Below are 13,678 nucleotides of genomic sequence, written 5' to 3'. Positions count from 1 at the left end.
ATGTGTTTTTTGTTCAAACCAATCATACGAGAAAGGAACTCCTTTTTCTAATATTTTAAGAAATTAATTTAAGGAATCATTCATCCTTACACAAACTATTTTACAGTCTCAAGACTTGATCATTAGATATAATCATCTTAAAATAAATACTTGAAAGGTAAGTTGTACCATACAAACAACATTGTCTAATAATATAGATCATTTTGCTTGATGTTAAATGCCTACGTTATATAGATATTAAAATCAAAGTTACTATAACTGGAATGCTCAGGTGTTGCTACCGGCATTGCTAGTATTCCAGTTATAGTGACGTGATTCTTCTATTCTTTAATTATCTACAAACAGTTTTTACATTAATACTATAGATATTAGTGTTGAATTGGGAGTAATAATTAAAGATAGAAGCTTTTTGTTCACCTATCTTGTAAAAGATAGGTGTTTTTTATTGCTCTTTTTCTATGATATAATTATTTAAACGTTTGTTCGAATAAGGAGAAACTATGGAATCTACTAAGTATCTTAGTTTAATCAAAACTGAATTAGATAATATGCCGGACTTTGTTAAACAATATAATTTGGGCACTAATCATTCCTTGACAACTACTTATCAATACTTAACTGAAATACGCAGATTTTTTGATTGGTTGCGTCAAGAAGGTATTTCTTCTGCTCAAGATAATCAACATATTTTGCCAGATACTTTAGCCAATTTGCGTCGAAATGATATCATGCTTTATATTGATAACTTAGGGCATACTAAGAATAAACAGGGTCATTTAAACTCCCCCACTACTATCAATCGTTCAATCAATGCCTTACGCTCTTTATTTAAATTTTTAACTATTACAGCAGACAATAATAATGGAAAGTCCTATTTTGAACGAAATGTGATGCTTAAAATTGAATCTTTAAATGACACAAAGACATTAAATTATCGAGCTCACGTTTTAGAATCACATATGTACACCGGAAATCTTAAATTCGAATTTCTTAAATTTATTGCTCATGATTATGAGAATAAATGCAATAAACAGGCTAAACCAGGTTTTAAAAAGAATAAAGAACGTGATATGGCCATTATCGCTCTAATCTTAGGAACAGGAATTAGAGTCTCAGAATGTGCCGGCGTGGATATGCAGGATTTGAATATTAAAGATGCTATATTAGACGTTACCCGTAAAGGTGGCCAAAAAGATAGTGTCCCTATTGCAGAATGGACATTAGATTATATAAAAAAGTATAAAAAAATTCGAGCTGAGCGCTATATGGCCGATCCTAAGCAGACCGCTTTCTTTTTAACTAGATGGCATAACCAAACCAAACGAATGACTACTAATGCAATTGAAAAAATGGTTAACAAATATTCGGCAAGTTTTGGTCATCCTCTTACACCTCATAAATTGCGCCATACACTAGCATCTGAACTTTATGCCGTCACTAAAGATCAGGTTTTAGTAGCACAGCAATTAGGTCAAAAAGGAACTACTGCCACAGATTTATACACTCACGTAGATCAAAAAAAGCAACGAGCAGCATTAAATGTCATTTCTAATGAACAACAAAATGCAAATGAATCTAAATAATAACTAAAAGCACCAATTTTTATACGAACTGGTGCTTTTTATTTTATGACATTGTTAATAATAAAATGGTTATTGCTATTTGAAACGGCTTTAATAGTATTTTTATTATTAAGCTTATTTTATTATCTATAATATTTTTTGCTATTGCAAGTACATAATAAAAAAGCCACTGTTTGCTTTTTAACTTAACAGTGCCTTTTTCTTATTTAGTTAAATCTAATTTATCAATGTCTATCATCCATGCAATTGCAATAGATTTTTCACCTAAGTGTGTAGCAATCACTGGACTAAACTCAGCTACATCAACAGGCTTATCTGGGAAGTTAGTATTAATGAACTGTTTTATATCCTCTGCTTGTTTAAGATCATTAGAATGAAATACAAATAATCGTAATTTATCTTTATAAGGCAATTCTGCAGTTTTTTCCAAAGTAAGTTTCTTAACTTTAGCAACAGCACGTTTCAAAGATCTGATTTTCTCAAAAGCAACGATTTTACCATCACTATTAAATGTTAATAATGGCTTTATTTGCAACATTGTACCAATAAATGCACCTGCATTGCTTAAACGTCCACCCCTGCTTAGATTCTTAAGATCATCAACTACAAAATATTCATCAATTGTCTTACGAACCTCATCTAATTTCTTTAAAACAGCTTCTGGTTCCATGCCATTTTTTATCATTCTAGCAGCAGCTAACACCAAATAACCTTGTAATCTAACGGTCATTTTAGAATCATAGGGATACAAATTATATTCCGGATTATTATGTGCCATATTTACCATGTTTTGATAAAATCCAGAAATACCACTTGATAAAGTAATAGCAATAATGGCTTCATATCCTTCTCCATGAAGCTTATTGCATAATTCAATCATTTGACCCATGCTTGGTTGCGAAGTCTTAGGAAAAGCTGCGCCTTGCTTTTGTTTTTCAAAAAGCTCCGCAGAGGTAATGTTAACTCCTTCTAAGTATTCCTTGTCGCCAACGATGACGGGAATCGGAACCACATTAATATTATTGTCCTTAACTTCTTGGTCAGTTAAGACACTAGTACTGTCAGTAACTAATGCGATTTTCAATTTATTTCCCCTTCCCAATTTCTTTAATTATATAATACAGAAGAATTATAGCATAAAACCAGTAAATACACACCTATTCCAAGCCTTCTAATGATGTAGACGCTTGTGCAACTTGATTAAGTTGCTTGATAAATAAACTTGATGCATCAGAATCTAGATATACAAATAAAAGTTCTTCAATTTTGTTAAGTGTATTTTTAAGTTCTTTGGCTTTCTTTATACCTTCTGCGCTTAAATTTACAATTTTGCTAGAGTCTTTTTCAGAACGTGTAATTTCTATAAGACTTTTAGTCTTCTTTTGCTGAAGCTGACGACTTAAGGTAGATAAAGAAATATTAAGTGCTTTAGCTAATTTCCCCATTACTAAAGCTTTATTATTTGTATCATCAAAAAAAAGCAAAATTCTAGTTTGTGAAATATTTAAACCACATTTGTGATTTATTTCCTTTTTAATTTGATCAGCAATTGTACTAAAAAATAATACATCCATACGCGTGGTGCTAGTTAAATCGTTCTAGACAATAAGCCAAATTATAAGCTAAAATTGCAATTTCTAACCGGCTTTGAAAGCCTATCAGACTACGTGCTCGATTGTTCTCGGCATTGTAATAGGTCAGAAGCGAAAAGTCGCTTTCTATTGTTCTGCGAATAGCCATCAATTGATGATCATTGTGCTTTTTAGCTCCTGTCATATTTTTACGATATGGTGTCCAAAGTTCATAACCCATTTGTTTTAGCTGTTGATGCAGTTCTTTGCCTAAATAGCCTTCGTCGCCAAGAAGATAGTAATTAGATGGATGGGTATTTTCCATCAGTTCAACTGTCTCCCTGGCATCATGAACTGATGCTTTTGTTACTACATAATCAAGAATGTAACCGTCATCGCTAACAATGGCATGAACTTTGAAACCATAAAAGTAAATTTTCTTGGTGGCCTTATAACCAATGTTGGCATAACCGCGAAAAATTTTAGCACGATAGTTGCGAATTGGTTGGCAAACAGGTACCGGAAAGCTGTCAATGATCAAGAACTGTCCATTCAGGTCAACCTTTTTATTCATTTCTTGCCGTATCTGATAAATCAATTGCAATAGCTGACGTGAACGTCGATTAAAACGTGAGTGTGATAAACAATTGAAACATTCACAGAATCTTCTTTGTGATTCAATTCCTGTCTTAGCTTGCCAGATAAGTAAAGCCAAAATCAGACTGTCCGTAGCTTTTACCCGGTTGATGTTTCGCCGTTGACTAAATTCAGCCGGAGCAGATAAACGATACCAGTGCCGACAAATTATCACTAAATCTTTAAAACTAACTTGTAAATGGTGGCTAAAACGCTTAAGCTTAAGGCAGTTCAATCAGATCAGACTCTTTTCTATTGAATACTACAACTTGAGTCTAGTCCGATTGGACTTTTTTATTAACTAAAACGATTTAACTAGCACCACGCGTACATCCATATACAAGGTCCTTTTTCTCCAAATTAGATTACTATAACTGTATTTTATCATTTAATAATCTATTTGATAATATGGTAAAGAACACTAATAATTTTAGAATCTTTGCTTTTACTGTTATAATATTAGACGTATTTTGAGGTGATTTATTATGGCATTTGATGGATTATTTATCCATAGTTTATTACAAGATTTAACCCCTACCCTAGTAGGAAGTCGTTTATCAAAAATTTATCAGCCCTTTGATCAAGACTTGGTTTTAATCTTTAGAAAAAATCGAAAGAATTATCAGTTTTTAATCTCAGCGAATGCTCAATATCCACGAATGTATTTAACTGAGCAAACAATTAATAACCCTGATAAGGCACCTATTTTTGTAATGGTGTTAAGAAAGTACTTAGAAGGTTCCGTTTTACAATCTATTGAACAAGTAGGCTTAGATAGAATTACTAACTTCCATTTCAGCAATCGAAACGAATTAGGCGATGAAGTAGAATTAGTTCTTTCTGTAGAATTAATGGGGCGTCATAGTAATGTTATTCTTTACAATCAAAAAGATAATCATATTATTGACTTGTTAAAGAGAATTAATCCTGATGAAAACAGAGCTCGTATTTTACTCCCCAAAGCAAAATATGAATTACCACCATTAAAGCCAGGTCTAAACGGATTAACTTTATCTGAAGATAAGTTTAAGCAATTGAGCAATGAAAATGATCCAAATGAATTATCTAAACAGATGGATGGTTTGGATAAGGACGATAGAAATGAATTGCTAGGATATTTAGAGGATGATTACAGCTATTCGTCTTTTAAAACATTCTTTAATCAATTTAAAAATCCTCGCGCATTTGTTTTAAAAACTCCTAATAATAAAAGAAAGATTTTTTGTTATTTGCCTTATCATCTGGAACTTGAAAAAGAAAGTTCAAATCCAGATCTTAATAAAGGATTAGATGAATTTTATGAATATCAAGCTAATCGTGATTGGGTAAAGCAACGTGCTAGTCAGGTAGAACGTGTTGTCAAAAATGAACAAAAGAAATTAAGCAAGAAAATCAAAAAACTAAAAAAGCAACTAGATCTTGCCGAAAATTCTGAAGGATATCGTATTAAGGGTGAAATTTTAAACGCTAATTTAAATCAAGTGAAACCGGGTATGACTACCGTTTCATTACCTAATTATTACGAAAACAATGCACCCATTGAAATTAAATTAGACCCTGCCCTTTCACCTGCACGTAATGCTCAAAAATATTTTACTCGATATAAAAAACTACGTGATTCAATTAAGCACATTAATGAACAAATTAAAATAGCTGAAGAAAATTTGCGTTACTTTGATTCTATTCAAACAGCTATTGATAATGCAGATCCACAAGATATCGATCAAATTACTGATGAGTTGATTAATCAAGGATATATTCGGAAACAAAAGAAAAATAAACGAAGAAAGAAAATTACAGAGCGTAATTTGAATGAATTTAAGCTTTCTTCTGGCAAGCATGTTTTAGTTGGTAAAAATAATTATCAAAATGACTGGTTAACTTTAAAAAAGGCCAATAAGTCTGATTACTGGTTCCATGTCAAAAACATGCCCGGTTCTCATGTGATTTTACGAGATGATCAGCCATCTGATGACGACATTAAAGAAGCAGCTGAAATTGCCGCATTCTTTTCCAAGGCTAAGAATTCTGCCCACGTTCAAGTCGATTATGTACAAGACAAACGTGTTAAAAAGCCTAATGGTGCTAAACCTGGTTTCGTCATCTATACTGGTCAAAATTCTATCGAAGTTACTCCGGAAGAAAAAGAAATCATGGCAATGAAAGTTAATAAAAAATAAGCATGTTTTACTTAACATGCTTATTTGGTAGAAACCAAGTTATTTACATAGTAACTTGGTTTTTATTTTAAATTGGTTGCGTCGTCAATGCCAACGATTCTAATACATCTAGAATTAATTCTGCAGTTTCAATACTTGAAAAGACAGGAATATGAGTATACAATGCCTCATCTCTTATTCTTAACGCATCTTCACTAGCTGCATCAGAAAGATTAGTAATATTTACTACCATTACAATTTTATGTTGCCGAATTTTTTCTAATAAATTTCGCGGATTATTATGAACTTTCTCTACAACTCCGGTAGTAATCCCTGCTTCCGCAAACATATTTGCAGTTCCTTCTGTAGCAATTAATTTAAAGCCTAATCTGTCAAATCTACGAGCTAATTCTGTTACCCGATTTTTATCTTCATCTCTAACTGAAATGAAAATCGTTCCATAACTAGGGATGTGCAAATCACTAGCTTCATACCCTTTATACAAAGCTTTAGCTAAATGAGTATCTCGTCCCATTACTGAGCCAGATGATTTCATATTAGAATCAAATGTGTTGCCACTACTGTAATTGAGGAAAGAAAATACTGGCATTTTAATATGAATAAAATTACTAGTATGCCACAGTCCATTAGGATATCCTAATTCTTGCAGATTATGACCAATTAATGCCTCTGTAGCACAAGCAGTAATATCTTTATTTAAAGATTTAGATAGAAACGCTACATTATGGCCTGCATAAGGCTTGATTTGCAATAAGTACAACTCATCATTTACCCGCAAATAATGCAAGTTGAAGATACCTCTTGTCTGTAACACTTTAATCAATTTAATCGATTGTTGTTCAATCTTTTTTTGTTGTTCCAGAGACAAATTCTGAGGTTTAATAACCGCTATTGAATCGGAGGCATGTGAGCCTGTTTGTTCTAAGTGTTCAATAATACCAGGCAAAGTAACATTTTCACCATCTGAAATGGCCGTTACTTCATACTTATTTCCCTCAATAAATTGAGACACAGTGATCTGATCCACTTGATTTTCAGCTAAATATCTCTTAATTGCTGGCACATCATAAACCACAGCAGATTTTAACTTATTTTCCTTATTCATACCTCCAATTAAAATCGGAAAGTCATATTGATCAACAAACTTAAATACTGCTTCAGGATTTGTCGTCTTCAAAGATGGAACTCGTTTTAAATTCGTTAATGGGTGATCTAGTAAGTCTGTAATAGTATCCCGTGGATCCTTAGTTTTTGATTGACCAATAATATGCAGCCCATTTTCTTCTAGCTGTTTGCTTAAAGCACTTACTCTTTTGCCTGAGAACTGTAAAAGTACATCTTTAATATTTTCTCTCTTAACAATAGTTAAAATATTTTCTAACGTAATTGATTCAAAATATACTCGATCAATATCTTTATATCTAGATGATACAGATTCATCATTATTTGATAGTAAAACTGTAACATAGCCATTCTTATGTAAAGTTTTAGCTGCGTGAGCAATCATGTAATCAAATTCACTAGTTACCGAAACTTGTAATGGCAACATGCCTAAAATCAGGATCTTCTTATCTGCTACCAGATCTTTAGCTTCATTTTGAACATCATATGCGCCATAATAGGCACACCCGTTAGGACGATAAACTCCAGCTGAACCATCTATCTTTAAAAACGATGGTTCCAAATTATATTTACTAATTAATGATCGTACTTCCTCTACAGAAATATTTAACACTTTAGCAAGCAAAGGATTAAAGAATCCATAGTCCTTTGCTTCTTTAATTAATTCTAAAGTTAAATGTTCTTTATTTTGTACCAACTTATTAATAATGGCAACAATATGAAGTAATTTTTGATAATAAATAGGATGTAATCCTGTAAGCTGTTGCAATTCACTAAAAGGAATATCTTCTTTAATAGCTGCTAACAATTTAATTAGATGTAATTCATCGGGATGCTTAAGATCTGCAATTATCTCTTCATTTGTTTTGCGACTTTCTTCTACAAAAGCGTTCCAACCTAAATCAAGGTTAGTAGTTGCATCCAGTCCTTTCAGAAATGCAGTTTCGAAATTGCGCCCCACACCCATCGCTTCACCACTGGCTTGCATTCGATTACTTAATTGATAATGGTTGTAGCCTGAGCCGGTAAATGACCAATATGGTATTTTAATTGCTATCGCATCTAAAGTTGGTTCAATAGAAGCATTTAATCCTGATAATGGATCAGTTATTTCATTTAATCGATAGCCAATAGCTACTTTGCTTACCACATAACCTACATCGTACATGCCAATTCGTTGAGCCCAAACAGAACTACGAGTTAATCGAGGACGAATCGTCAATAACTTAGATTTAATTTGAGTTCCATGGTGTTTAATAGCAAAATGAAAACTTGTAAAACCAACAATTCCTAAATTATCTACAATTCGTCTAACTGATTCTCTTAACTCCTGAATATGATCATTATTCAAAGTTAGAGATGGCATAACAACAGCAGAATCTCCATAATTTATTGCGACTGGTTCAATAGAACCCGCAAAATTAGTAAATACTAAATTTCCATCTTTATCACGTATTACGTCAACAATGACTTCTTCCCAAGCTGAAAGATCTTCTGTCAATCGATAATTCTTCCATGTAAAGTTATCAGTTTGACTCTCTTCCTTAAAGTAGACAATTAAGTCTTCTTTGTTTTTAAAACGTAAATGTTCATTATGAACATATCGATTATATTTAGTAACTAAAACTGGAAATGTAACTTTAGCAAGCAAACTATCCATAGCAACAATTAAATTATCTTGAGCAGTTTGGCTTAGTTCCCAGGATTCACTAGTATCAATTCCTAGTTTATTTAAAAACTCGGTTCTTTTTTTCTGATTCCCCATCTGCAAGATACGTGAATTCAAAGTTAATAATTGGATTCCCATTTGCTCTAAAATTCCATCTTGCAACAGTTTATGAGCAACTTTTAATCCGTTAGTAGAACCATATGCTGTAATAATTGCATCGGGTTCTTCCATGCGCAAAATTCGTTTAAGAAAGTCTAACGTCATCGGTTCCAAATATACAGTGACATTAGGTTTCTTATCCGTAGAAATGGTTGCAGGATTAGGATTAACCAGTATAACTTGGATTCCTTCTTCAGTTAAAGCATCAATAGCTTCTGTAGCCATTAAATCCATCTCAGCTACACTGCCAATTAATGTAGGTCCTGATCCGATAATTAATACTTTATCTAAATCATTTTCTAGAGGCATAATTTACTCCATCATTTGTAAAAAATAATCGAAAATTTCATCTGCATCATGTGAGCCAGGAGCTCCTTCTGGATTAAAAGCAGTTGCTACTATTTTATCTTTTATATTCCAAAATCCTGCATTCAATTCACTGTGAAGATCAAAATACTCACGATTCATATTCATCTTTATACTATCAGGCAATACTAATTGGTCAATATTCATTGACGTTTGCCAAATTGCATTAGTATTCTGCTCAATTACTGGATAATTAATCCCATTAAATTCTTGCGGTAACTTAACCAATTCAAAATCTAAATAGTCACTCAACACTAAAAAGCCTAATCCAATTCCCCAAATTGGATACTTACCATAAAATTGATCTAAAACTGGAGTAATTTTATCAATGATTTCTTCTGGTTTACCTGGACCATTTGAAATAATGATCCCTTCAGGGCGCAAATTTTCTACATCTACCGGGCTAGCATTATAAGGTAAAACAGTTGCATTTACTTTTCTCAAAGATAAAGCTCTTAACATAGAATGCTTTAATCCTAAATCTAAAACTGCCACTGTTTTTCCCACATTGGGGGATGCATAAGCATTTTTAGTTGAGACCATTGCTGATTTATTTTTAGGAAGAACTAAAGCTTTGATTTGATCAAAAGCATGCTCATCATTGGTATCCATAATTGAAGCTTTAATTGTTCCCTCTTCCATTAGACGATGAACAAGTGCACGCGTATCTACCTTAAAAATAGCTGGTATCTTTTTTTCTTTCAGAAAAGAACTAAGATCTTCAAAATTTTCACTGTCTGAAATATTCAAAGCAATATCATTGGCAATGATTCCCTTGACAGTTGGATCAATACTTTCATAGTCAATAGCATTAATACCATTATTACCAATCATCGGTGAGGTGAAAACCAAAATTTTCCCAGCATTAGTAGGATCGGTTAAGGCCTCCTGATAACCAAAATTAGTAGTTTGAATTGCTAATTCACCTGTAGAAATTATGCTTGCTCCTATGCCTTCACCAGCAAAAGAACTTCCATCTTCTAATATCAAATAACGTTTCATTTTTATTCACTTGCTTTTTCTAATTGAGCTAACGTATCTTGAAAAATCTTAGGTGGTTCAACCGTAAATTCTAACCATTTGCCTGTTCTGGGATGTTTAAAGCCTAAAACTTTAGCATGTAAAAATTGGCCATTTCCTTTTAAAGTTTTACGCGGACCATACAAAGGATCTCCTGCAACTGCATGTCCAATATAGTCTAAGTGCACTCTGATTTGATGAGTCCGTCCTGTTTCAAGCTGACACTCAATTAAACTATAACCTTTAAATTGCTTGAGAACCTTAAAATGAGTGACGGCCTTTTTACCATTTTCTACAACCGCCATTTTTTTACGATCATATGGATTACGACCAATTGGTGCATCAATTACACCATTTTCTTCACCAAAATTACCATGGACAATAGCCCAATATATTCTCTTATTCGTCTTATGTGCCAATTGATCTTCAAGAGATTCCCTTGCCTTAGCATTTTTCGCAATCATCAATAAGCCCGAAGTATCTTTGTCAATTCGATGCACAATACCTGGTCTAAAACCTTCAGACGATTGTGCTAGATCTTGAGTATGATAAAGAAGTGTATTCACCAACGTATGGTCGGGATGGCCCGGTGCGGGATGCACTACCATGCCTTGTGGCTTATTTACCACAATCACATCTTCATCTTCATACACAATATCAAGGGGAATATTTTCTGGAACAACATCCAAAGGTTTTACCGCTGGAACATTAATTTCAATTTTATCTCCTGCTTGAATCTTGTAAGAAACTTTTTCTACCTTATGATTAACTAAAATCTCTTTTTCTTTAACTAATTCTTTTACTCTAGTTCTAGACAAATCAGGTATTTGTTCTGAAACAAATTTATCTAAGCGTCCGTGCTCATTTTCAACCTGTAATTCATATTTTTTAGGCATTTTGATCATCCTTATCTGCAAAGAAAATTAAGTAAATAAATATAATGAGCACACCGATTGTAATAGCAGTATCAGCAATATTAAAAATATTAAAGTTAATAAAATCAAGTTGAAGCATATCAACCACATACTTTAAGTGAAGTCGATCAATAAAATTACCAATAATGCCACCTAATACTAAGGCTAAGCCAACGTCAAACAAAGCATTTTTATACTTTTTGTTAAATAAAAAATATAAACAAACGCCGATAGCGATCACACTAATACCGTAAAATAGCCACATTTGACCCGTTAAAATATTCCAAGCTGCACCATCATTCTGCAAATAATTAAACGATAGGATTCCTGGAATAATTTGATGAACTTCACCTACACTATAATGGCTTACAATATAACTTTTTAAGCCTTGATCTGCTAAAACTACAAATAATGAAATAAATAAATATAAAAACTGCATCTTTTATTAAAATAACCCACTAATTTTACCATTATTATCAACATCAATATCCAAGGCTGCGGGATGCTTAGGCAAACCTGGCATATCTAATACGTGCCCTGTAGTTACAACAATAAAACGCGCACCATTTTTCAAACTAACACCCTTTACATGTAACTTAAAGTCGGTTGGAGCACCTAATTGTTTTTTGTCATCACTAAATGAATATTGGGTTTTGGCAATGATTACAGGCAGCTTTTCTTTTCCTAATTTAATTAATTCATCAATTTGTTTATTAGCTTTTTCTGTATATTTTACTCCGCTAGCATGATAAATTTTAGTAGCTACTTTTTCAATCTTGTTTTTTACATCATCATCTTCATCATATGTTGATACTATGTTGGCTTTATTTGAATTTGCTAAATCAATAACTGTTTGTGCAGCCTCGATTCCACCTTTGGAACCTTCATCATGATAAGCAACAACTTCAGCTGGAATATTTTGTTCTTCAATTAACTTTTTAAGCAAGTCAAGTTCTGTTTCAGTATCTGATGCAAATTGGTTAATTAACACAACTACTGGTACATTGTATGAACGCATATTATTCATATGACGTTCTAGATTCTTAAAACCAGCTTTTAAAGCAGTAAGATTTTCTTCATCTAAGTGTTTGGTATCTCCTAAAGCCTGATATTTAAGAGCACGAACAGTAGCTACAACAACAGCTGCATCTGGTTGTTTATCCAAATGTTTAGATACAAAGTCCATAAACTTTTGTCCGCCAAGATCACTACCAAAACCAGCTTCAGTTAAAACATAATCACTTAAATGCAATGCTAAATTAGTAGCCATAACTGAGTTGGCGCCGTGAGCAATATTTGCAAATGGACCACCATGAACTAAAGCTGGCGTATGCTCAAGTGTTTGAACCAAATTTGGTTTCAATGCATTAGAAAGTAGTGCCGCAATTGCTCCTTGGAAGCCTAATTGCTTAACATATACTGGTTGATCATCCTTGGTATAACCTACAAGCATATCCCCAATCCGAGCTTTTAAGTCATCGATATCTGTTGCTAAACATAAAATTGCCATTAATTCATTGGCTACAGTTATAGCAAAACTCGACTTGTGTTCAATACCATTAAATTTAGAACCTTGACCAACTGTAATATTTCTCAAGGCACGATCATTAACGTCTAAACCACGCTTTAAGAGGATTCGTTCTGGATCAATGTTTAAGCTATTATCTTGATAAATATAGTTATCAACTAAAGCAGCTAACGTATCAATTGCAGCAGTTAGAGCATGCATATCACCGGTAAAGTGCAAATTAATATCTTCCATTGGGATGATTTGTGCCATACCACCACCAGTAGCACCACCTTTAAGTCCAAAGACAGGGCCCATTGATGGTTCACGCAAGGCAATCATCGTATTTTTGTGCAATTGATTATTAATAGCATCACCTAAGCCAATAGTAATAGTAGACTTACCTTCACCAGCAGGTGTTGGTGAAATAGAAGTTACTAAAATTAATTTTCCTAATTTTTTACTTTTGGAAATACGATTGATAGCCTGCCAATTAATTTTAGCTTTATCATATCCATATGGTTCTAAATCCTCTTCTTTAAGATTAACCTTTGCGGCAATTTCTTTAATTGGTAATTCTTTAGTCTCTTGTGCAATTTCAATATCTGATTTCATCTATATTCATTCTTCTTTCTTGAAAAAACTAAAACAGAATAGCTTTGAAACTCACTCTTTAATTGATAAATTTCAAACATATGCCATTTTGCAATTAAAATTGGTTTGTTTACCTCCATTTGAGTTCGATATGGTAATTTAAGCAAGTATTTATTTTGGCTTTTTTCAAAAAATGAATACAGTAATGTATATGCTAATAAAACAATAAAAATGCATCCAACTACTATACCAGGAATACTAATTGCTTTATTTCCTTCATAACCCAAAATGAAAGCTATCAAAAGAACGATTAAAAGCCATGAGTAATAAATTACTCCAATCGTTCCTAAAAATATA

Annotated in this window: 11 protein-coding genes; 2 read left to right on the top strand and 9 right to left on the bottom strand. The window is 32.8% G+C overall.

Annotated elements, in window-relative coordinates:
* Window positions 1-500: 500 nt before the first annotated feature.
* On the top strand, window positions 501-1,583 hold the full coding sequence (xerS, locus tag AADV52_RS02515; protein WP_014563506.1) for a tyrosine recombinase XerS: 1,083 nt from the start codon (window positions 501-503) through the stop codon (window positions 1,581-1,583).
* Window positions 1,584-1,785: 202 nt separating this feature from the next.
* Here xerS and AADV52_RS02510 read toward each other — a convergent pair whose 3' ends face one another.
* The 3 genes from AADV52_RS02510 to AADV52_RS02500 form a co-directional block, all read right to left on the bottom strand.
* Complete coding sequence (locus AADV52_RS02510) at window positions 1,786-2,667, bottom strand: DegV family protein (protein ID WP_014918711.1); 882 nt, start codon at window positions 2,665-2,667, stop codon at window positions 1,786-1,788.
* A 73-nt stretch (window positions 2,668-2,740) separates the two neighbouring features.
* Window positions 2,741-3,157 (bottom strand): MarR family winged helix-turn-helix transcriptional regulator, encoded by a 417-nt coding sequence (locus tag AADV52_RS02505; protein ID WP_014918710.1) that lies wholly within the window; start codon window positions 3,155-3,157, stop codon window positions 2,741-2,743.
* Between the two features lie 10 nt (window positions 3,158-3,167).
* A complete protein-coding gene (locus AADV52_RS02500; RefSeq protein ID WP_014918709.1) occupies window positions 3,168-4,025 on the bottom strand; it encodes an IS982 family transposase in 858 nt (285 codons plus the stop codon).
* A 250-nt stretch (window positions 4,026-4,275) separates the two neighbouring features.
* Here AADV52_RS02500 and AADV52_RS02495 point away from each other — a divergent pair, with 250 nt between their 5' ends.
* Window positions 4,276-5,970 carry an Rqc2 family fibronectin-binding protein gene (locus AADV52_RS02495; protein WP_014918708.1) on the top strand — a complete coding sequence of 565 codons (1,695 nt, stop codon included), beginning with the start codon at window positions 4,276-4,278 and terminating at the stop codon, window positions 5,968-5,970.
* Window positions 5,971-6,037: 67 nt separating this feature from the next.
* Here AADV52_RS02495 and AADV52_RS02490 read toward each other — a convergent pair whose 3' ends face one another.
* From AADV52_RS02490 to AADV52_RS02465, 6 genes are read right to left on the bottom strand one after another with little or no spacing between them, the layout of a single operon-like run.
* Window positions 6,038-9,229, bottom strand: coding sequence for a carbamoyl phosphate synthase large subunit (locus tag AADV52_RS02490; protein WP_107775392.1), 3,192 nt, complete (start codon window positions 9,227-9,229; stop codon window positions 6,038-6,040).
* A 3-nt stretch (window positions 9,230-9,232) separates the two neighbouring features.
* Entirely contained in the window at window positions 9,233-10,288 is a 1,056-nt protein-coding gene (locus tag AADV52_RS02485; RefSeq protein WP_014918707.1) for a carbamoyl phosphate synthase small subunit, read from the bottom strand.
* A 2-nt stretch (window positions 10,289-10,290) separates the two neighbouring features.
* The gene (locus tag AADV52_RS02480; RefSeq protein ID WP_014918706.1) at window positions 10,291-11,202 is read right to left on the bottom strand and encodes an RluA family pseudouridine synthase; all 912 of its coding nucleotides are present in this window, start codon (window positions 11,200-11,202) and stop codon (window positions 10,291-10,293) included.
* Window positions 11,195-11,659: a signal peptidase II gene (gene lspA, locus AADV52_RS02475; protein WP_014918705.1), complete on the bottom strand. Its 465-nt coding sequence runs from the start codon at window positions 11,657-11,659 to the stop codon at window positions 11,195-11,197. Before lspA ends, AADV52_RS02480 begins: the two co-directional genes overlap by 8 nt.
* Window positions 11,660-11,665: 6 nt before the next feature.
* The gene (locus AADV52_RS02470) at window positions 11,666-13,342 is read right to left on the bottom strand and encodes a formate--tetrahydrofolate ligase (RefSeq protein WP_014918704.1); all 1,677 of its coding nucleotides are present in this window, start codon (window positions 13,340-13,342) and stop codon (window positions 11,666-11,668) included.
* Entirely contained in the window at window positions 13,339-13,608 is a 270-nt protein-coding gene (locus tag AADV52_RS02465; RefSeq protein ID WP_014918703.1) for a hypothetical protein, read from the bottom strand. The genes AADV52_RS02470 and AADV52_RS02465 overlap by 4 nt, the downstream gene beginning before the upstream one ends.
* Window positions 13,609-13,678: the final 70 nt, after the last annotated feature.

This window comes from Lactobacillus helveticus, from assembly GCF_046109915.1.
Lineage (GTDB): Bacteria > Bacillota > Bacilli > Lactobacillales > Lactobacillaceae > Lactobacillus > Lactobacillus helveticus.
The sequence above is the reverse complement of the archived record's forward strand: the minus strand, read 5'-3'. Positions and strand labels throughout refer to the sequence as shown.